The organism is Paracoccus ravus, from assembly GCF_004522175.1.
GTDB lineage: Bacteria > Pseudomonadota > Alphaproteobacteria > Rhodobacterales > Rhodobacteraceae > Paracoccus > Paracoccus ravus.
Genome location: NZ_SDEB01000001.1, coordinates 146491 through 165141 on the forward strand (window position 1 = coordinate 146491; position 18651 = coordinate 165141).

General features: G+C 64.3%; 21 protein-coding genes. 6 read left to right on the forward strand and 15 right to left on the reverse strand.

The genetic code is table 11. From position 1 onward, the window contains the following. The first annotated feature begins 91 nt into the window (after nucleotides 1-91). Nucleotides 92-1564, forward strand: coding sequence for an NAD-dependent succinate-semialdehyde dehydrogenase (locus tag ESZ60_RS00775; protein ID WP_134678498.1), 1473 nt, complete (start codon nucleotides 92-94; stop codon nucleotides 1562-1564). 39 nt (nucleotides 1565-1603) lie between these two features. Here ESZ60_RS00775 and ESZ60_RS00780 read toward each other — a convergent pair whose 3' ends face one another. Further along, entirely contained in the window at nucleotides 1604-2353 is a 750-nt protein-coding gene (locus ESZ60_RS00780) for a DUF1013 domain-containing protein (protein ID WP_134678499.1), read from the reverse strand. A 162-nt stretch (nucleotides 2354-2515) separates the two neighbouring features. Between ESZ60_RS00780 and ESZ60_RS00785 the strand changes: the two genes are divergently transcribed. Further along, entirely contained in the window at nucleotides 2516-3148 is a 633-nt protein-coding gene (locus ESZ60_RS00785) for a ribonuclease T2 family protein (RefSeq protein ID WP_134678500.1), read from the forward strand. A gap of 197 nt (nucleotides 3149-3345) precedes the next feature. On the opposite strand, the gene ESZ60_RS00790 is transcribed toward ESZ60_RS00785, so the two are convergent. Both ESZ60_RS00790 and ESZ60_RS00795 read right to left on the reverse strand, forming a co-directional pair. Then, on the reverse strand, nucleotides 3346-4338 hold the full coding sequence (locus tag ESZ60_RS00790; protein WP_134678501.1) for an NAD(P)H-quinone oxidoreductase: 993 nt from the start codon (nucleotides 4336-4338) through the stop codon (nucleotides 3346-3348). Next, nucleotides 4335-5015: a COQ9 family protein gene (locus tag ESZ60_RS00795; protein WP_134678502.1), complete on the reverse strand. Its 681-nt coding sequence runs from the start codon at nucleotides 5013-5015 to the stop codon at nucleotides 4335-4337. Before ESZ60_RS00795 ends, ESZ60_RS00790 begins: the two co-directional genes overlap by 4 nt. 111 nt (nucleotides 5016-5126) lie before the next feature. Here ESZ60_RS00795 and rpsU point away from each other — a divergent pair, with 111 nt between their 5' ends. Then, on the forward strand, nucleotides 5127-5333 hold the full coding sequence (rpsU, locus tag ESZ60_RS00800; protein ID WP_011748553.1) for a 30S ribosomal protein S21: 207 nt from the start codon (nucleotides 5127-5129) through the stop codon (nucleotides 5331-5333). 73 nt (nucleotides 5334-5406) lie between these two features. Here rpsU and ESZ60_RS00805 read toward each other — a convergent pair whose 3' ends face one another. Next, on the reverse strand, nucleotides 5407-5865 hold the full coding sequence (locus tag ESZ60_RS00805; protein WP_209021220.1) for an Lrp/AsnC family transcriptional regulator: 459 nt from the start codon (nucleotides 5863-5865) through the stop codon (nucleotides 5407-5409). Nucleotides 5866-5974: 109 nt separating this feature from the next. Next, complete coding sequence (gene mscL / locus ESZ60_RS00810) at nucleotides 5975-6409, reverse strand: large conductance mechanosensitive channel protein MscL (protein ID WP_134678504.1); 435 nt, start codon at nucleotides 6407-6409, stop codon at nucleotides 5975-5977. Nucleotides 6410-6492: 83 nt separating this feature from the next. Here mscL and ESZ60_RS00815 point away from each other — a divergent pair, with 83 nt between their 5' ends. Both ESZ60_RS00815 and ESZ60_RS00820 read left to right on the forward strand, forming a co-directional pair. Beyond that, complete coding sequence (locus ESZ60_RS00815) at nucleotides 6493-7194, forward strand: glutathione S-transferase C-terminal domain-containing protein (protein WP_134678505.1); 702 nt, start codon at nucleotides 6493-6495, stop codon at nucleotides 7192-7194. 144 nt (nucleotides 7195-7338) lie between these two features. After that, the gene (locus ESZ60_RS00820; RefSeq protein WP_134678506.1) at nucleotides 7339-8091 is read left to right on the forward strand and encodes a YoaK family protein; all 753 of its coding nucleotides are present in this window, start codon (nucleotides 7339-7341) and stop codon (nucleotides 8089-8091) included. 58 nt (nucleotides 8092-8149) lie between these two features. On the opposite strand, the gene pheT is transcribed toward ESZ60_RS00820, so the two are convergent. Next, the gene (gene pheT, locus ESZ60_RS00825; protein ID WP_134678507.1) at nucleotides 8150-10537 is read right to left on the reverse strand and encodes a phenylalanine--tRNA ligase subunit beta; all 2388 of its coding nucleotides are present in this window, start codon (nucleotides 10535-10537) and stop codon (nucleotides 8150-8152) included. 174 nt (nucleotides 10538-10711) lie between these two features. Here pheT and ESZ60_RS00830 point away from each other — a divergent pair, with 174 nt between their 5' ends. Then, entirely contained in the window at nucleotides 10712-11023 is a 312-nt protein-coding gene (locus ESZ60_RS00830) for a TM2 domain-containing protein (protein WP_134678508.1), read from the forward strand. On the opposite strand, the gene ESZ60_RS00835 is transcribed toward ESZ60_RS00830, so the two are convergent. The 9 genes from ESZ60_RS00835 to pyk form a co-directional block, all read right to left on the reverse strand. Then, nucleotides 11020-11670, reverse strand: coding sequence for a hypothetical protein (locus tag ESZ60_RS00835; RefSeq protein WP_134678509.1), 651 nt, complete (start codon nucleotides 11668-11670; stop codon nucleotides 11020-11022). The genes ESZ60_RS00830 and ESZ60_RS00835 overlap by 4 nt on opposite strands. A 21-nt stretch (nucleotides 11671-11691) precedes the next feature. Beyond that, nucleotides 11692-12774, reverse strand: a complete 1083-nt coding sequence (pheS, locus tag ESZ60_RS00840; protein ID WP_134678510.1) for a phenylalanine--tRNA ligase subunit alpha — start codon at nucleotides 12772-12774, stop codon at nucleotides 11692-11694. Nucleotides 12775-12839: 65 nt separating this feature from the next. After that, nucleotides 12840-13178: an arsenate reductase family protein gene (locus tag ESZ60_RS00845; RefSeq protein WP_134678511.1), complete on the reverse strand. Its 339-nt coding sequence runs from the start codon at nucleotides 13176-13178 to the stop codon at nucleotides 12840-12842. Between the two features lie 3 nt (nucleotides 13179-13181). Further along, entirely contained in the window at nucleotides 13182-14591 is a 1410-nt protein-coding gene (locus tag ESZ60_RS00850; protein WP_134678512.1) for an alanine/glycine:cation symporter family protein, read from the reverse strand. A 57-nt stretch (nucleotides 14592-14648) separates the two neighbouring features. Then, nucleotides 14649-16025: a cytochrome P450 gene (locus ESZ60_RS00855; protein WP_134678695.1), complete on the reverse strand. Its 1377-nt coding sequence runs from the start codon at nucleotides 16023-16025 to the stop codon at nucleotides 14649-14651. A gap of 64 nt (nucleotides 16026-16089) precedes the next feature. Further along, on the reverse strand, nucleotides 16090-16449 hold the full coding sequence (rplT, locus tag ESZ60_RS00860; RefSeq protein WP_134678513.1) for a 50S ribosomal protein L20: 360 nt from the start codon (nucleotides 16447-16449) through the stop codon (nucleotides 16090-16092). Nucleotides 16450-16461: 12 nt separating this feature from the next. Continuing rightward, complete coding sequence (rpmI, locus tag ESZ60_RS00865) at nucleotides 16462-16662, reverse strand: 50S ribosomal protein L35 (protein ID WP_024843601.1); 201 nt, start codon at nucleotides 16660-16662, stop codon at nucleotides 16462-16464. Nucleotides 16663-16770: 108 nt separating this feature from the next. Further along, on the reverse strand, nucleotides 16771-17082 hold the full coding sequence (locus ESZ60_RS00870) for a hypothetical protein (RefSeq protein WP_134678514.1): 312 nt from the start codon (nucleotides 17080-17082) through the stop codon (nucleotides 16771-16773). Nucleotides 17083-17121: 39 nt separating this feature from the next. Beyond that, the gene (gene pyk / locus ESZ60_RS00875; RefSeq protein ID WP_134678515.1) at nucleotides 17122-18567 is read right to left on the reverse strand and encodes a pyruvate kinase; all 1446 of its coding nucleotides are present in this window, start codon (nucleotides 18565-18567) and stop codon (nucleotides 17122-17124) included. Nucleotides 18568-18651: the final 84 nt, after the last annotated feature.

Sequence of the window (18651 nt, forward strand, 5' to 3'; positions counted from 1 at the left end):
CTTTTTCGTGAAGCGCGTGATTTTTCGGCCCCGTCTTGCCTTCAGCAACCAAAAGCGCAAGCCTTGCCCAACTTCATCAAGGAACCCTGCCATGAACAAGCATGCGACCGATCTGAAGATGCTGCTCAAGGATCCCTCGCTTCTTGAAACCCGCGCCTATGTCGCGGGCGAATGGATCGAGGCCGATGACGGGGCGCAGTTCGACGTCATCAACCCCGCTCGCGGCGATGTCATCGCCCGCGTCGCCGATCTGGGCCGGGCCGAGGTCTCCCGCGCCATCGCCGCCGCCGAGGCGGCGATGAAGCTCTGGTCCGCGCGTACGGCCAAGGACCGCGCGCAGGTCATGCGCAGATGGTTCGACCTGATGATGGAAAGCCAGGACGACCTAGGCAAGATCCTGACCGCCGAGATGGGCAAGCCGCTGGCCGAGGCCAAGGGCGAGATCGCCTATGGCGCAAGCTTCATCGAATGGTTCGGCGAAGAGGCCAAACGCATCTATGGCGAGATCATCCCCGGCCATATGCCCGACAAGCGCCTGTCGGTGATCCGTCAGCCGATCGGGGTGGTGGGCTCGATCACACCGTGGAACTTCCCCAATGCCATGATCGCGCGCAAATGCGCCCCGGCCATCGCGGCGGGCTGCGGTTTTGTCGGACGCCCGGCCTCGGAAACTCCGCTATCCGCGCTCGCCATGGCCGTGCTCGCGGAACGCGCAGGGCTGCCCAAGGGGCTCTTCAGCATCGTGCCCTCAAGCAAGTCTTCGGAGATCGGCAGGGAATTCTGCGAGAACCCGGCGATCCGCAAGCTGACCTTTACCGGCTCGACCAATACCGGGCGCATCCTCTTGCGCCAGGCAGCGGACCAGGTGTTGAAATGCTCGATGGAGCTGGGCGGCAATGCGCCCTTCATCGTCTTCGACGATGCCGATCTCGATGCCGCGGTCGAGGGGGCAATGGCCTCGAAATTCCGCAATAACGGCCAGACCTGCGTCTGCGCGAACAGGATCTATGTGCAAGCCGGGGTCTATGACACCTTTGCCGACAAGCTGGCGGCGGCGGTCGAAAAGCTTAATGTCGGCGACGGGCTGGCCGAGGGCGTGACCACCGGGCCGCTCATCAATGAAAAGGCCGTGGAAAAGGTACAGGACCATATTCAGGACGCGCTGGATGGCGGCGCGAAGGTCCTGACCGGCGGCAAGCCGATGGAGGGCCTGTTTTTCGAACCGACAGTCGTCACCGGCATCACGCAGAAAATGAAAGTGGCGACCGAGGAAACCTTCGGCCCCCTCGCCCCCCTCTTCCGCTTCGACACCGAAGCCGAGGCTATTGCCTATGCCAATGACACGATCTTCGGCCTCGCGGCCTATTTCTACGCCCGCGACATCGGCCGCGTGACCCGCGTGCAAGAGGCGCTGGAATATGGCATCGTCGGCGTCAATACCGGCATCATCTCGACCGAGGTCGCCCCCTTTGGCGGCGTCAAGCAATCCGGCCTTGGCCGCGAGGGCTCGCGTCACGGCATCGAGGATTATCTCGAGATGAAGTATATCTGCCTGTCGGTCTGAACGAAAAAACCCCGAAGCAGCGCTTCGGGGTTTTCCGGATCAGTGACCCTCTTCCTCGTCCTTGTCGTCCGAGGCGGGCAGGTTGAAGAAACTGTCCGCGTCGAGATTTTCCTCTCGGGCAGGCTTTTCCTCATCCGGGGTCAGGCTGAAATTCTCCAGCCCGGCAATCGAGGACGGCATCCGCGGCTCGTCGGTCATCGCAAGCGAGGTTTCCGTCGAAAGCAGCTTGCGGCGCTCGTCATCGGTCATCGCGCCGCCTTCGGCGGCCTTGCGCTTGGCGGCTTTCTGCACGGCAGCGTCCAGTTCCGACTGGCGGCACAGACCCAGGGCGACCGGATCGATCGGCTGGATGTTCTGGATGTTCCAATGCGTGCGCTCGCGGATCGAGGCGATGGTCGGCTTCGTGGTGCCCACCAGTTTCGCGATCTGGGCATCGGCCAGTTCCGGGTGGAACTTGACCAGCCACAGGATCGAGGCCGGGCGGTCCTGACGCTTCGACAGCGGCGTGTAGCGCGGACCTCGGCGCTTCTCCTCGCCCTCGGCGGCGGGGTTGTGCTTCAGTTTCAGCTTGTAACGCGGGTCCTTCTGACCCTTTTCGATCTCGATGGAATCAAGCTGGTTCGAGGCCACGGGATCGAAGCCCTTGACGCCGACCGCCACGTCGCCATCGGCGATGCCCTGCACCTCAAGCTCGTGCATGCCACAGAAGTCGCCGATCTGTTTGAAGCTGAGAGTCGTGTTATCGACCAGCCAGACGGCGGTGGCCTTGGCCATCAGCGGCTTGTTCATGACCTTCTCCTTAACAATATCTTCTTCGGCCGGGAAAACGGCTTCTGGCGGGCGCCATTCCATTTTCGGGGGGGGGATTGACCGTTTATATAGGGCTTCGACGGTCCGGAATAAAGCCTGAATTTCGTGGAACCTCCGCACGGGCCGGACTAGGCTCTGCGCATGAAAGCGCTTCTCGCCCTCGCCGCCACCGCCCTGCTCGCCGCGCCGCCTGCCCTGGCCGACCGACCGGGCGCGTTCGACTATTACGTCCTGTCCCTCAGCTGGTCGCCCAGCTGGTGCGACATCAAGGGCCGCCCCGAGGGATCGGAACAATGCGACCCTGGCCGCAGGCTGGGTTTCACTGTCCATGGCCTCTGGCCGCAGCATGAGAAAGGTTGGCCCGAGGATTGCAGGACCAGCGCCCGCGACCCTTCGCGCCGCGACACGCGGGCCATGACCGACCTCATGGGCAGCAGCGGACTGGCTTGGTATCAATGGAAAAAGCACGGCCGCTGCTCGGGACTTTCATCCCAGGACTATTTCGCCCTGATGCGCAAAGCCGCCGAAAGCGTGCGCCTGCCCGAGGTTCTGGACAGGCTCTCGCGCGATGTCACCCTGCCCGCGAAAGTCGTCGAGGACGCCTTCATCGAGACCAATCCCGGCATGCGCCGTGACGGCATCACCGTGACCTGCCGCGCCAAGGCCCTGCAAGAGGTCCGGATCTGCCTGACCAAAGAGCTTCAGCCGCGCGACTGCGCCCCCGACAGCCGCCGCGATTGCCAGGGCAGCTTCCTGATGCCCGCGCCGGAATGACCTGTCCCAAAGCCGCTTAACCGAATCGCAACGAATCGTCGCCAAACTGCCCGCGCGGGACAGGCGGGGACGCCGATGACCGCCAAGAGAGAAGCCACATCCCGACCATCGCCCCGGCGGGGCGGGATGTGCGCGCTTCTTTCTTGCTTAAATATCCCCGCCGGAGGCACCGGGCAGAGGCAAGCCTCCCAGCCCGCTCATTCTTCGCCCGAGACCTGCAACAGGATCTTGCCGATATGCGCGCCGCCCTCCATCCGGACATGGGCCAGGGCGGCATCGGCCAAGGGAAAGACGCTGTCGATCAGGGGCCGGACCGCGCCTGCCTCGACCAGCGGCCAAATCTCCCGCGCCAGTTGCGCCGCGATGGCGGCCTTGGCGGCATCCGATTGCGGCCGCAGCGTCGATCCCGTCACGGTCAGCCGCCGCATCATCACCTGGGCGAAATTGATCTCGGCCTTGGCACCCTCCAGAAAGGCGATCATCACCAGCCGGCCGTCATCCGCCAGGGCCTTGATATTGCGCGCGATATAGCTGCCGCCAACCATGTCGAGGATCAGATTCGCGCCGCCGGATTGCGCCATGACCCTGACGAAATCCGTCTCGCGATAATTGATCGCCGTCGCGCCCAGGCGGGCGCAGGCCGCGCATTTCTCCTCCGAGCCCGCAGTGGCCCAGACCCGTGCCCCAAGCGCATGCGCCATCTGGATCGCCATGGTCCCGATCCCGGACGAGCCGCCATGGACCAGAAAACGCTCACCGGCCTTCAGCCGTCCGCGCGAGAAAATGTTCGACCAGACCGTGAACGCCGTCTCGGGCAGGGCCGCGGCCTCGCGCAGGGTCAGGCCGGTCGGAATGGGCAGCGCGTGATCCGCCGGGCAGGTCGCGAATTCCGCATATCCACCGCCCGGCAACAAGGCGCAGACCCGGTCGCCGATCTTCCAGCGGCTCACCCCCGGACCGGTCTCGACTACGGTGCCGGCGCATTCCAGCCCCGGCAGGTCAGACGCCCCGGCCGGAGGCGCGTAAAGCCCGGCGCGCTGCAGGGCGTCCGGCCGGTTCACCCCCGCCCAAGCGACGCGAATCAGGATCTGTCCGTGCCCGGCAGCCGGAATCGGGCGCGAAACGGGTTTCAGGACTTCGGGATGGCCGGGCTCGGTGATCTCGACGGCCTGCATCAACTCGCAGATCATGCCTTTCCACCGCGCTGCGGCGGAGCCTGACGGAGATGACCCGGCGCATGCGATCCGTGGGGACGGTGAATCCAGCCCGTCGCAATCCCGGCCAGGGTCGAGACGCCCGGCACGCCGGCAAGCTGACCCTTGAATTTCTCGAACCGCATGATGCCCTCGATCCGGCGTTCCAGGAAGGCGCGCGTCTCTTCCCGTTCCGGCGTCTCGTCGCCCAGCCAGTAGAGCACGGTCGCGCCATAGACAGTCGAAAGCGTCGCGCGTTTGGAATACCAGTTCACATCCTCGGATGTGTCGCCCAGGCCCTCCCAGATCGCATCTGCCGTCTTCCAGAGCAGCTTCGCCCCCAGCGCGGCATTCTGCGGCAGGGCAAAGAGCACCGCCCCGGACCGCGCCAGGTCACGATCGCTCAGTGTCAGGCGATGCATCACGGCATCGACGACGCGGTCCCGGAACCGGCCCTGCAAACGGTTCGTCGCCAGCCAGTCGCGCAGCGCGGCATCGCCGCGCCGATGATAGGCGGCGGCCAGATCGACGCCACTGCGCGGCAGATGCACATGGGCCAGCGCGGGTGACATCCCGATATCGCGCGCCCCTGCCATAATGGCCCTATCGCTCATCCCGTCGAAAATGACGTGCTCCAACGCCGCGTCGATGAGCCGGTCCCGCTCATTGGTCATGGTCTCCTCCTGCGGATACCCGCTAATTTCTGGACAAACGCGATTCGCCCTGCTAGAAGGCCGCGTCCTGCAATTCGCTCAACTCTAACTTAGGAAGGTGGTGACAACCACATGCAGGTAAGTGTTCGCGACAATAACGTCGAACAAGCGCTTCGCGCCCTGAAGAAAAAACTTCAGCGCGAGGGGGTGTTCCGTGAAATGAAGCTCAAGCAGCATTTCGAGAAACCCTCGGTCAAGAAGGCCCGTGAAAAGGCCGAGGCCGTCCGCCGCGCCCGCAAGCTGGCGCGCAAAAAAGCGCAACGCGAAGGCGCGCTGTAAGACAAGCGACACGTTTGTTTTTGGTAACCCCCGTGGCCCCGGCCCCGGGGGTTTCCTATGTCACACGGCCCCCTCAGACGGGAAGCGCGGTGGTAAAGGCCACGGTCTTCAGCGAAAACGAGGAATGCATCTGCTGCACGCCAGGCAGCTTCGCGAGCCTCTGGCGGTGGATCCGCGCGAAATCGTCGGTATCCTGCGCCACGACCTTCAGCAGGTAATCCGCCGATCCCGCCATCAGATGGCATTCCAGCACGTCCGGGATCTTGCGGACGGCCTTCTCGAACGCCTCCAGCAACTCATCCGCCTGCCCGGACAGCGTGATCTCGACAAAGACCGTGGTCGGGCGCTCGAGCTTGCGGGCGTCGAGCAGCGCGACATAGCCGCGGATCAGCCCGGCCTCTTCCAGCCGCTGCACGCGGCGATGGCAGGCGCTGGGGGACAGGCTGACCTCGGAGGCCAGATCGGCATTGGTGATGCGCCCGTCGCGTTGCAGCACGGTCAGGATGCGGCGGTCTGTTGCGTCGATCTCGATCATTCCGGTGATCCCTGCGCGATTTCCGCCGAATGGGCGTGCTTTCCGCCAAGCTAAACCGACCGGGCGCAAAAGAAAACGGCGCGCCTTGGGGACGCGCCGTGCGGCATCAGGCGCGGGTGGCCCGCAATTCGTCGCGGATTTCGATCAGCAGCTGTTCTTGCGAGGGTCCGGCAGGAATGGCCTCGGCCTCTTTCTTGGCGACGATGCTGTGCTGCAGCTTGTTCACCGCCTTGACCAGCAGGAACACCGCCCAGGCAATGATCAGGAAGTTGATGATCGCCGAGAGGAACGCGCCATAGGCAAAGACCGAGGCCCCGGCATCGCGCGCCGCCTGCAGGCTCGCGCCATCGGGGACATTGCCCTTGAGGACAAGGTAATGGCCGCTGAAATCGGTGCCGCCCGTCATCAGGCCGATGAGCGGGTTGATCAGGTCCGTGACCAGAGAATTCACGATCGCGGTAAAGGCCGCGCCGATGATGATGCCGACGGCGAGGTCGACGACATTGCCGCGGGCAATGAACTCCTTGAACTCCTTGAGCATGTGCTTACCTTTTCTCAGACCTGTCGCGGCTGCCGGCCCCTCCGTCAGCCCATCCCTCAAAGATTGTTCAGGAACTGCCGAAAATGTCTATTCATTCCGATTTTCCGATCACGCATCGCTGGCCGCCGCTGCGCCCCGACGTGATCCAGCTTTACACGCTGAACACCCCGAACGGCATCAAGGCTTCGGTCATGCTCGAGGAATGTGGGCTGGATTATGACGCCCATCGCATCAGCATCACGGATCCCGAGGACCAGTTCACCCCGGAATTCCTGTCGCTCAACCCCAATAACAAGATCCCGGCGATGATCGACCCGAACGGGCCCGACGGCGCACCCATCGGCCTTTTCGAGACCGGCGCAATGCTGATCTATCTCGCCGACAAGACGGGCAAGTTCCTGCCCCGCGAGGGTGCTGCGCGCTATCACACGCTGCAATGGCTGATGTGGCAAATGGGGGGTGTCGGGCCGATGTTTGGACAGGTCGGTTTCTTCCATCGCTACAAGGGCAAGGAAATCGAGGATCCTCGCCCGCGCACCCGCTATTACAACGAGGCGCGCCGCCTCATGGGGGTGCTCGACCGCCAGTTGCAGGGCAGAGACTGGATCATGGGCGACTATTCCATCGCCGACATGGCCGTCGCCCCCTGGCTGCGCACGGTGCGCGTCAATTACGAGGCCGAGGACGAAACCGGCATGAGCGGCTATGCCAATGTCCTGGCCTATCTCGAACGCTTCCTCGCGCGTCCCGCGGTCCAGCGCGGCATTCTCGTCGGCGCCGCGTAAGCCGTCCGACCGGCGGCCCCGAGGGGCCGCCCTTCCCTGCTTACTACGGCTCCGAGGGGCCGCCCTTCCCTTGTGCAATGCGGCTTGCGCCAGCGCCTGCGGCGCGCGACAGTCGGTGGGATATCACCCGCCTCGCCCGAGGACATGGCCCGTCGCAAACGCATTCTTCGTCCAATCGCCTCGTCGCGCGTTCTTGTCGGGCACCGGCGAAGCGCGGGCAGCGATTTCGTTCTTGCCACCATTCTCGCCTTTGTCGCGGGCGCGGCCAATGCGGGCGGTTTCTTTGCGCTGGGGCAATATACCTCGCATATGACGGGCTATCTGTCGCAGATCCCGGATCACCTCGTCTCGGGGGACATGCCCGTCGCCGCCACGGCGGCTTTGGCGATTGCCGCCTTCATCGCGGGGGCGGGGTTCAGCAGCCTGCTGATCAATTGGGCGCGGATGTGGGTCGGACGTCGCCAATACGCCCTGCCGATCGCGATCCAGGGATTGTTCCTGCTATGCTTTGCCTGGGGCGGGATCTTTACCAGCGCCGCAGGAAGGCTTTTCGCGCTGGCCTGCCTGTGTTTCATCATGGGCATGCAGAATGCGACGATCACCAAGATCTCTTCGGCGCGCGTCCGCACCACCCATGCCACAGGGATGGCGACCGATATCGGTATCGAACTGGGCCGCCTCGCCTGCCGCATCCTCATGCCGCGCGCCGGAATCGGACCTGATCCGGCCAAGATGAAGATCCTGCTGACGCTGATCGGGGCGTTCCTGCTGGGCGGAATCACCGGCGCGCTCGGCTATGCGGCGATCGGGTTTTTCTTTTCACTGCCGCTCGCGCTGCTGCTTCTGGGCATGTCCCTGCCCGCCTTGCCCATCCGTCGCCGCCCCGGAAGGCTCTGAACGAAGACGGCCCGCATCGCGGGGATGCGGGCCGTTCTTACCAGATGTCGCGGACGGATCAGCCGCGTAGCGTGCCGCCGGTGGCCTTGGTGACCTTTTCGACGATCTTGGCACTGACCGCCTCGATCTCGGCATCGGTCAGGGTCTTGTCCTTGGGCTGCAGGCGCGCGGTGATCGCGATAGATTTCTTGCCGCCCTCAAGCCCGGTGAACTGGTCAAAGACCGAGACGCGCTCGATCAGCGCCTTGTCGGCGCCAGTCGCGGCATTGACCAGCGTCAGCGCCTCGACATTGCCATCGACGACAAAGGCGAAGTCGCGTTCCACGGCTTGCAGATCCGCGAGAGCCAGCGCCGGACGCGAGGGCGTCTTGACCTTGGGCAGCGGCACCGCGGCGATGCGGATGGTGAAGGCCACCACCGTGCCCTTGATGCCGAAATGGCGCAGAACCTTGGGATGGATTTCGCCGAAGGTGGCCAAAACATTCGGACCGAGCGCGATATTGCCCGCGCGGCCGGGATGCCACCATGCGTCCAGCTTGCGGTTGATCTGGGCCTTTGCGGGCGCGCCGATGATCTGCAGGATCGCCTCGGCATCGGCCTTGGCGTCATAGATATCGACCTTGCGACGCGAGGCGAAGGGATCGCGCGGCGCGGTCGCACCGACGAGGATGCCCGAGAGATGCAGGTCCTGCTCGCCCGGCTCGCCGCCCGAGAAGACCGGCCCGCATTCGAAGAGCGACAGGTCCATGAAACCGCGCGCCTGATTGCGCGCCGCAGCGGCCAGCAGGCCCGGCAGCAGGTCGGGGCGCATATGCGTCATCTCGCTGCTGATCGGGTTCTCGATGCGCACGGCCTCACGGCCGCCGCCGAACAGTTCCGCCGCAGCCCCATCGATGAAGCTGTAGGTCACGCATTCGTTGTAACCAAGGCTTGCGGCCATGCGGCGCGCCGCCTTCTCGCGGGTCTGCAGCGGCGTCAGCACCGGCTGCGGCACGCCCGCCCGCGGGCGCGGCAGCGGCTGGCCCTGCAGCTTGGTCAGCGAGGCGATGCGGGCGACCTCCTCGACCAGATCGGCGCTGCCCAGCACGTCGGGACGCCAACTCGGAACATGGGCCTGATCGCCTTCCAGACGGAAGCCGAGGGCCTCGAGCGTGCGGCGCTGCTCGGCCTCGGGGATCTCCATGCCGACAAGGCTGATGACGCGGGCCGGTTCCAGCTTGTAGCTGCGGCTGGTATCGGGGACGGCCCCTGCGGTGACCACATTCGAGGCCTCGCCGCCGCAAAGATCAAGGATCAGCTTCGTCGCAAGTTCCAAACCCGGCTGCGTGAAGGCCGGGTCCACGCCACGCTCGAAGCGGTAACGCGCGTCCGAATTGATTTTCAACGCACGGCCCACGGTCGCAATCGCGATCGGGTCCCAATAGGCGCTTTCAAGGAAGACATTCACGGTCTCATCCGAGCAGCCCGAATGTTCGCCGCCCATGATGCCGGCGATGCTTTCGGGGCCGTTCTCGTCGGCGATGATCATGGTGCCGGGGGCAAAGCCATAGGTCTTGCCGTCCAGCGCCAGCAGTTCCTCGCCCTCGACGGATGCGCGCACGGTCAGGTCGCCCTTGACCTTGTCCGCGTCGAAGACATGCAGCGGGCGGTTCAGGTCGAAGGTGAAAAGGTTGGTGATGTCGACCAGCGTGTTGATCGGGCGCAACCCGATCGCGGTCAGGCGTTTTTGAAGCCAGTCCGGCGAGGGGCCGTTTTTCACGCCACGGATCACCCGGCCCGAAAAGAAGGGCGCTTTTTCCGCAACTTCCGGCGCGATCACGACCTTGATCGGCGAGGCGAAGCCGCCCGCGACGGTCACGTCCTTGACCGCTTTCAGCGTGCCGAGGCCGCGCGCCGCGAGATCGCGGGCGACGCCATGGACGCCAAGCGCATCGGGACGGTTCGGGGTGATCTTGATCTCGATGACCGGATCGACCGCTTCGGGGCGGTTCGCTGCCAGCCAATCAACGAACTTGTCGCCGACCTCTCCCGAGGGCAGTTCGATGATGCCGTTATGCTCTTCCGAAAGCTCCAGCTCGCGTTCCGAGGCCATCATGCCATGCGATTCCACGCCGCGGATCTTGCCGACGCTCAGCGTCACATCGAGGCCCGGAACGTAATCGCCGGGCTTGGCGAGGACGACCGTGATGCCCTCGCGGGCGTTCGGCGCACCGCAGACGATCTGCTTCTCGCCCTCGTCGGTCATCACCTTGCAGACGCGCAGGCGGTCGGCATCGGGATGCTGCACGGCCTCGACGACCTTGGCGATGGTGAAGCTCTTCAGCTTGGATGCGGGATCGACGATGCCCTCGACCTCGAGGCCGAGATCGGTCAGCGCCTCGGCGATCTCGTCGATCGAGGCGGTGGTGTCGAGATGCTCCTTGAGCCAGGAGAGGGTGAATTTCATGGCGCGGCTCCGTCGGGTTTGGCGTCCCTTAGCGCATGGCGCGGCGGATTGGTAGGGTGGCGGACCAGAGCGACCCGGCAGGCGGTGCGAATTCCCTTAAATTGCGCGGGATCCACTTGCGCAGGGACGGCGCCATCTTATGTTAATGGCGTAAACATCATGGATGTGAGGCCAATGAACACCCAAAGAGAACTGCTGATCGAACAGAGAGTGGCGAATGATGCCAAGTCGCCGCTGGTGGCCTATCTGCTGGCGATCCTGCTCTGGGGCTTCGGCGCGCATCGCATGTATCTCGGCCGCTGGATGAGCGGCCTGGTCATGCTGGGTCTTTCCGCGATGGGCTGGCTGCTTTCGCCCGTGCTGATCGGCTGGCCGCTGGTCGGGCTGGTCTGGGTCTGGGCGGTGATCGACCTCTTCCTGATCCCCGGCATGATCCGCGAGGACAAGAACGAGATGCGGCGGCAGATGGGGTCAGGCTGGCGTTAGTACTCACTAGTTGCGGGAGCGACCTTGGTTTGCTCCCCAAGGCCTGCGGCTTTTCGAAGCGCTTGGTTCATTTTCGCTTCACCCTTAGGACCTTCGGCAGCCAACTTACCGAGTGCTTCAGCATCTAAACGAATGGAGAACTCTGGCACGTCAGCAACCACCTTTTTGAAGTCCACCCATTTGTACCGAGACTTAGTCTCCTCCAAACCGTGATCGTTCCGTACCCGATCCCTCAGGGCATTCATGAGGGCATCAGTGGACCATTGGCCAGCTTTGAAATCCTCAATAAGCTGATCGACAAGCACACACAGGGGCTCATCACCGAACAGCTTGAGTTGTGTGAAAGCAGCAGACCGCTCTTGAGTGCGTTTGAACCTTTCCTCGGGATCTAAGTCGAGAAAGTCTAGGCGCGCATCTTCCGTTCGATCGAGCGTTTGGTAAGCTTCTAAAAGCTTCGCCCGCCTTATGCTTCGCGCCGCAATCTTTGCTTCATAGTCTAACTGTCGTTGATGCGCCGATACATCCCGTCGCGCGCTCAGGTGATGCGCAAGCACAGCCGCAACGAGGCCCGACACGAGCGGACCGAAGAAGATCCAAAGCTGCTTCAAGCTTTGTCCGAAAAGAAGGGGTTCATCCAGCGAAATCAAATGCGTGCCCCTCCCAGTACATTAACGGCTTAGACCGCCCGCGACGCTGGGCACATCACCCGCCGCAAAGCCGTAATGGCGCAGCCAGCGCAGGTCGCTCTCAAAGAAGGCGCGCAGGTCGGGGATGCCGTATTTCAGCATGGCGATCCGGTCGATGCCCATGCCGAAGGCGAAGCCCTGCCATTCATTCGAGTCGATCCCGGCGGCGGCCAGCACTTTCGGATGAACCATGCCCGAGCCGAGGATCTCGAGCCACGAGTTCCCCTCGCCGATGGTCAGCTTGCCGCCCTCCCACGAGCAGCGGATATCGACCTCGGCCGAAGGCTCGGTGAAGGGGAAATGCGAGGCGCGGAAGCGCAGCTCGACATTGTCGACCTCGAAGAAGGCGCGGCAGAATTCCTCGAGCGTCCATTTCAGGTTCGCCATCGAGATGTCCTTGCCGAGGGCGAGGCCCTCGACTTGGTGGAACATCGGCGAATGGGTCTGGTCCATGTCCATGCGATAGACGCGGCCCGGCGCGATCACGCGGATCGGCGCGCCCGAGGCTTGCATGGCGCGGATCTGCACCGGCGAGGTATGGGTGCGCAGCACATGCGGCGGGCGCGGGTCATCCTCGGCGCGGGCCATGAAGAAGGTGTCATGCTCCTGCCGGGCGGGATGCTCGGGCGGGATGTTCAGCGCGTCGAAATTGAACCAGTCGCTTTCGATCTGCGGGCCTTCGGCGACGCGGAAGCCCATATCGGCGAAGATCGCGGTGACTTCCTCGGTGACCTGGCTGACCGGGTGGATGGTGCCCTGGCCGCGCGGGCGGCCCGGCAGGGTGACGTCCAGCCATTCCTCTTTCAGGCGGGCATCCAGCGCCGCGTCCTCGAGGCCCTGCTTGCGGGCGCGGAGCGCTGCGTCGATCTCGTCCTTGAGGCGGTTCAGGTCGGCACCGCGGGTCTGACGCTCTTCGGGCGTCATGCGGCCCAGTTCCTTCATCATGCCGCTGATCTCGCCCTTCTTGCCAAGCGCGCCAAGGCGCACCTGCTCCAGCGCGTCACCATCGGCAGCGCCGGAGATGCGGTCGAGATAGGACTGGCGAAGGGTGGTCAGATCGGACATGGCGGCTTTCCTTGCGGTTCCCGCGCGCCTTACCACGCGCGGGCGGAATGCGAAAGTCCGGGGGTTCAGAAGGTCTCGGAGACCAGTTCCGCCGGGCGGCAGAGCCGCGTGGCCGAGGGGCCGGCGACGATGGGGCGCTCGACCAGAGCAGGGTTTTGCAGCATGTGATCAAGGATCGTCGCGTCGCATGCGCCGACAAGGCCGCGCTCGGCGGCGTCGGTGCCCTTGACGCGCAGCGCCTGCGCGGGCGTGACATTGGCCGCGGCCAGCAATTCGGTCAGCGCGCCGCGATCCCAGCCCTGTTTGATATAGTCGATGACTTCGGGTTCATGGCCTGCATCGCGGATCATCTGCAGCACCTTGCGCGAGGTGCTGCAGGTTGGTTTGTGGTAGATGGTGATCACGTCTTACTTCCAGATCTCGTGGTTCACGCCCGGAGCGATCTCGGGATGGTCGGCCACATGGAAGGTCGGCACCCCTCCCGCCGCCCTTTGGCGCAGGTAATCGCGGGTGACATAGGCAATGGTCCCCGAAAGCGCAACGATGGCGATCAGATTGATGGTCGCCATAAGCCCCATGGATGCATCGGCAAAGTCAAAGACCGTCTGCACCTTCTGGATCGCGCCCCAGATCACCATGGCGATGACCGCGACGCGCAAGGCCACGACCCCGGTCATGTGGTTATGTCCCAAAAAGACCATGGCGTTCTCGGCATAGGCATAGTTCCCGATGATCGAGGTGAAGGCGAAGAAGAAGATCGCCACCGCCACGAAAGTCTGGCCAAAGCCGCCGAAATGCTCGGTCAGGGCGGCCTGCGTCAGCGCGACGCCGGTCAGTTCCGCGCTGGGGATCGCGCCCGAAAGCAGGATCATCACCGCCGTAGCCGAGCAGACCATCAGCGTGTCGATGAAGACGCCGAGCGCCTGCACGAAGCCCTGGCTCGAGGGATGATGCGGCGCGGGAACGGCGACGGCGGCGATGTTCGGGGCCGAGCCCATGCCGGCCTCGTTCGAAAAGAGCCCGCGCTTGACGCCGTTCAACATCGCGGCCGCAATTCCGCCCGCAGCGCCGCCCGCCGCCTCCTGCCAGCCAAAGGCCGAGGCGATGATATGAACGAAAACGCCAGGCACCTCGGTGAAATTGGTGATCATCACCCATGCGGCGGCCAAAAGATAAGCTCCCGCCATGAAGGGCACGACGAATTCCGCAACCCGCGCGATCTGCGGGATGCCGCCAAAAATGACGATGGCAGACAGGGCGGCCACGGCGATCCCGACCGCCACCTTGTTGATGCCGAAGGCCCCGGCCGCCGCCTCGGCGATCGAGTTCGACTGCACCGCATTGAAGATCAGCCCGAAGGTCACGATCAGCGTCACGGCAAAGATCGCCGCCAGCCAGCCCTGCCCCAGCCCCTTCTGGATGTAATAGGCCGGGCCGCCACGATACATGCCGCCGGGCCCGTGCTCCTTGTAGAGCTGCGCCAGCGTCGATTCCGCATAGGCCGTGGCCATTCCGACCAGCGCGACCATCCACATCCAGAAGATCGCCCCCGGACCGCCCAATGTCAGCGCCACCGCGACCCCGGCGATATTGCCTGTGCCGACGCGGCTTGCCAGGCTGACGGTCAGCGCCTGGAACGGCGAGATCCCGTCCCGGTCCCCCGAGCGCGAGCCGATCACGCAGCGAAACATCTCGCCGAAATGGCGAAATTGTATGAAGCCCAGGCGGATGGTGAAAAAGATCCCCACCGCCAAAAGGCCATAAATCAGCACATATCCCCAGAAGATCGTGTTCAGGAAGTCGATGATCGCTGTCATGGGCTTGCTCCTGTTACATGGGATAAGTCTGATATGACGGCGCGTTTCGCGCAAGAATTAGCGCGGCGAAACCCTCAGCCAGACCCCGCCATGTGGCCGAAGTGTCAGGATCATGCGCGGCGCCGGAAGGCGATCCGTCAGATCGAAGCGCAGCCGCGCAAGCAGCGTCGCCAGGATGATGACCGCTTCTTGCAGCGCGAAACTCGCGCCAATGCAGATGCGCGGCCCGGCGCCAAAGGGCAGGAAGGCAAAGCGGTCGCGCGTCACGCCGGGTCCGAAGCGCTCGGGATCGAAACGGTCGGGATCGTCCCAGAGCAGGTGGTGGCGATGCAGCGCATAGACCGGCAGCATGATCGTGTCGCCGGGCCGGATCTCGCGCCCGCATAGCCGGTCATGGATGCGCGATGTCCGCGACAGGAATGCAGCGGGCGGGTAGAGCCGAAGCGCCTCATCGACGATCTGGCGAGTATAAGTCAGCCCCGGCAGATCCTGCGCGGTGGCGGCGCGTGCGCCCAGGAGCGCGCGGGCCTCGATGGCCGCGCGCTCCTGCACCTGCGGGTCGAAGGCCACGAGATAGAGCGCCCAGGCCAGCGTCAAGGCCGTGGTCTCATGGCCCGCCACGATGAAGGTCAGCAGATTGTCGCGCAACTCCGCCCGTGACATCGCGCGTCCGGTCTCGGGATCGGCTCCCGCGCGCAGAAGGTCGAGCAGATCCGGAATGGGGCGCGGGCCCGACTGCTCGCGCGCGCGGATCGCGTCATCCGCGACAAGCTTCATCCGTTTCAGATCCCGACCCGATCCGAGCCGTCCGGGACGCGGGATCCAGCCCGGCAGGCCCAGGATATCCAGCACCGAAAGCCGCGCCGTTCCGGCGATATATGTGTCGATGGCCTGATGCACCGCATCGCGGTCAAACCCCTCGCCCCCCGAGAAGGTTACGTCCGAGATCACCTCGAAGGTTGCGGCCACCGTCTCGGCAAAGACATCGACCGGACCCGTGGCGGCGGCAAGGCGGCGGCTGCTCGCCTCGGCGGCGGCGGTCATCACCGGGGCCAGAGCCTCGACATGGCGCTGCGCGAAGGCGGGCGCGGCGGCGCGGCGCTGCCAGCGCCAATGCGCACCCTCGGCTACGAAAAGCGACTGGCCGATCGCGGGCTCCAGGATCAGCTTGGTGACCAGGGATTTCGGGTAATCCTCGACCCGGTCCTTCAGCACGACGCGCAAAGCCTCGGGGTCCATGACCATATGCCAGCGCTTGCCGGTCCTGCCCGAGACCATGGGCTGGCGTGTCGCAATCTCGGGGATCAGTTCGAGCACATTGCGCCGCGCCGTCAGCGCAGAGCCGATAACCCCAAGCGGTTTGCGCCCCAAGGGCACGCGCGCGGGATAACCGGGTCTCTGGCTGGACTGGTGGGGTGCGCTATGCCCGTCCATGAACGACAAAACCCGCACCGAAGGCGCGGGTTTCATCGTCTTTCACCTTTTTCAGGCGATCAGATCAGGCAGCAGCCTTGGCTTGCGCGACGACGGCGGCGAAAGCCTCCGGCTCGTGCACGGCCAGGTCGGCCAGAACCTTGCGGTCAACTTCGATGCCGGCTTTCGCCAGAGCAGCGATGAAGCGCGAATAGGTCATCTCGGCATCAATCGCGCGCACAGCGGCGTTGATACGCTGGATCCACAGCGCGCGGAAGTTACGCTTGCGGGCCTTGCGGTCGCGGGTCGCGTATTGGTTGGCCTTGTCGACAGCCTGGGTCGCGGTGCGGAAGTTACGCGAACGGTTGCCGTAATAGCCTTTCGCCGCGTCAAGAACCTTCTTGTGGCGGGCGTGGGTGACTTTACCCGATTTGACTCGTGCCATGTCCGGTTCTCCTTAGCGGTTGTAGGGCATGTATTTCTTGACGATTTTCGCGTCCGCATCGGACAGGATCATGGTCCCGGTCACGTCGCGGATGAATTTCGTCGAGCGCTTGATCATGCCGTGGCGCTTGCCAGCCGGGCCAGCTTTCACTTTGCCCGAGGCCGTCATCGAGAACCGCTTTTTGGCGGCCGATTTGGTCTTCATCTTCGGCATTTTACTCTCCTTGCGGTCAGAGTGAACGCACGCCTCGGCAATGCCATATTGGCCGGACGTGCGGGTGGAAGCGCGCCCTATACGGGTGCGCCGGGAAAAATGCAAGCCCTATTGGCTGGGCTGGCTGGTCGCGGGTGCCTCTGCCGACGCGCTCTCGGACGCGGCTGGGGCGGCTTCCGGGGCGGGGGCGGTCTCTGGAGCGGGCGCTTCGGTCCCGGTCACCCGCGCCCAGTACCGGGCCAGGGTCTCGAGGCTCAGCGGGCGTTCAGCGATCAGGCTTCCGGCGAAAAGCGCCCCCAGACCAAGAACCAATGCGATGGCCGCCCCGCGCGGCGCGCGGGTCTGGACGACCGCGATGATGGCCATGAGGACCGACAGGGCGCAAAGCGCCACGCCGACCAGCAGCAGGATGTCGATCATCGATGGTCCCTCATCGCCGGAATGATTGCGTTCAAAGGCTTATTCCGGATCGGTGCGATAGATCAAGCGTTCGTCGCAGGGCGCGATGCGCAGGATATTCGTCGTTCCCGACTGGTTGAAGGGCACGCCCGCGGTCACCACGATCTGGTTCGTCTCGTCGGCAAAACCGAAATCGCGCGCCGCCTTGGCCGCATTCACCACCGCCTGCTTGAAGCGTTCGAGCGAGGGCGTCAGCACGCAATGCGTGCCCCAGGTCAGGCAAAGTCTGCGCAGCGTCGGGATTTCCGAGGACATGGCGATGATCGGCACGCGCGGACGCTCGCGGGCGATCAGGCTGCCCGTGGTGCCCGATTGGGTAAAGGCGCAGATCGCGGAAATATCGGTCGTCTCGGCAATCTCGCGGGCGGCGGCGACGATGCCATCTGCGACCGTTTGACGCTTGGCCTGGCGCGAGCTTTCGATGATTTCGCGATAGGTCGGGTCCGATTCGACCGAGCGCGCGACCGCATCCATCGTGCTGACCGCCTCGACCGGATAGGCCCCGGCGGCGCTTTCCGCCGACAGCATGATCGCATCCGCGCCCTCATAGATCGCGGTCGCAACGTCTGACACTTCGGCGCGAGTCGGCATCGGGCTTTCGATCATCGATTCCAGCATCTGGGTCGCGACGATCACGGGTTTCGCCGCCGCGCGGCAGGCACGGGTCAGGCGCTTCTGGATCGGCGGGACCGAATGGACGGGCAATTCGACGCCCAGATCGCCCCGCGCCACCATGATCCCGTCCGAGACCTTGAGGATTTCCGAAAACGCACGAACGGCGGCGGGTTTCTCGATCTTCGACAGGATGGCGGCGCGGCCCTTGGCGAGCTTGCGAGCCTCGATGACGTCCTCGGGGCGCTGGACGAAGGACAAAGCCAGCCAGTCTGCGCCCAGTTCGCAGGCGAATTCCAGATCTTCACGGTCCTTGTCGGACAGCGCCGCCAGCGGCAGCACCACATCGGGCACGTTCACGCCCTTGCGGTTCGAGATCGGCCCACCTGCCGTAACCGTGCAATTGGCGAAATCCGCGCCGCAATCCTGCACCTGCAACCGGATCTTGCCGTCATTGACCAGCAGTTCCGAGCCGGCCTGAAGCGCCGCGAAAATCTCGGGATGGGGCAGTTGTACACGTTCGATCGTGCCCGGCGTCTCGTCGAGGTCAAAGCGGAAAGCCTGACCCTCGGTCAGGTCGTGCGGGCCTTCAGCAAAAGTGCCCACGCGCAGTTTCGGGCCTTGCAGGTCGGCCAGAACGGCGATCGGACGGCCCGATTCGGCCTCGACGCGGCGAATGATGTCATAGCGCGCGCGCTGCTCATCATGGGTGCCGTGACTCATATTCAGGCGGAAAACATCCGCACCCGCCTCGAACAGCGCCCGGATCGTGGCGAAATCGCTGGAGGCTGGCCCGAGGGTTGCCACAATCTTGACCTTGCGATGCCGTCTCATCCGGTTCTCCCGTCCGTGTTTGCGCTAGCACGCGCTGTATATCCCCAAGCCCAGCCTCGCGGCAACTGGCGCAGGTCCAAGGGC

Bases quoted from the DNA above. Each gene is read 5' to 3' on its own strand.
- ESZ60_RS00785 (WP_134678500.1), top strand. From the start codon at position 2,516: ATGAAAGCGCTTCTCGCCCTCGCCGCCACCGCCCTGCTCGCCGCGCCG.
- pyk (WP_134678515.1), bottom strand. From the start codon at position 18,567: ATGAGACGGCATCGCAAGGTCAAGATTGTGGCAACCCTCGGGCCAGCC.
- ESZ60_RS00820 (WP_134678506.1), top strand. From the start codon at position 7,339: ATGGCCCGTCGCAAACGCATTCTTCGTCCAATCGCCTCGTCGCGCGTT.
- rplT (WP_134678513.1), bottom strand. From the start codon at position 16,449: ATGGCACGAGTCAAATCGGGTAAAGTCACCCACGCCCGCCACAAGAAG.
- rpsU (WP_011748553.1), top strand. From the start codon at position 5,127: ATGCAGGTAAGTGTTCGCGACAATAACGTCGAACAAGCGCTTCGCGCC.
- ESZ60_RS00790 (WP_134678501.1), bottom strand. From the start codon at position 4,338: ATGATCTGCGAGTTGATGCAGGCCGTCGAGATCACCGAGCCCGGCCAT.
- rpmI (WP_024843601.1), bottom strand. From the start codon at position 16,662: ATGCCGAAGATGAAGACCAAATCGGCCGCCAAAAAGCGGTTCTCGATG.
- mscL (WP_134678504.1), bottom strand. From the start codon at position 6,409: ATGCTCAAGGAGTTCAAGGAGTTCATTGCCCGCGGCAATGTCGTCGAC.
- ESZ60_RS00870 (WP_134678514.1), bottom strand. From the start codon at position 17,082: ATGATCGACATCCTGCTGCTGGTCGGCGTGGCGCTTTGCGCCCTGTCG.
- ESZ60_RS00780 (WP_134678499.1), bottom strand. From the start codon at position 2,353: ATGAACAAGCCGCTGATGGCCAAGGCCACCGCCGTCTGGCTGGTCGAT.
- ESZ60_RS00855 (WP_134678695.1), bottom strand. From the start codon at position 16,025: ATGGACGGGCATAGCGCACCCCACCAGTCCAGCCAGAGACCCGGTTAT.
- ESZ60_RS00815 (WP_134678505.1), top strand. From the start codon at position 6,493: ATGTCTATTCATTCCGATTTTCCGATCACGCATCGCTGGCCGCCGCTG.
- ESZ60_RS00850 (WP_134678512.1), bottom strand. From the start codon at position 14,591: ATGACAGCGATCATCGACTTCCTGAACACGATCTTCTGGGGATATGTG.
- ESZ60_RS00775 (WP_134678498.1), top strand. From the start codon at position 92: ATGAACAAGCATGCGACCGATCTGAAGATGCTGCTCAAGGATCCCTCG.
- ESZ60_RS00830 (WP_134678508.1), top strand. From the start codon at position 10,712: ATGAACACCCAAAGAGAACTGCTGATCGAACAGAGAGTGGCGAATGAT.
- pheS (WP_134678510.1), bottom strand. From the start codon at position 12,774: ATGTCCGATCTGACCACCCTTCGCCAGTCCTATCTCGACCGCATCTCC.
- pheT (WP_134678507.1), bottom strand. From the start codon at position 10,537: ATGAAATTCACCCTCTCCTGGCTCAAGGAGCATCTCGACACCACCGCC.
- ESZ60_RS00795 (WP_134678502.1), bottom strand. From the start codon at position 5,015: ATGACCAATGAGCGGGACCGGCTCATCGACGCGGCGTTGGAGCACGTC.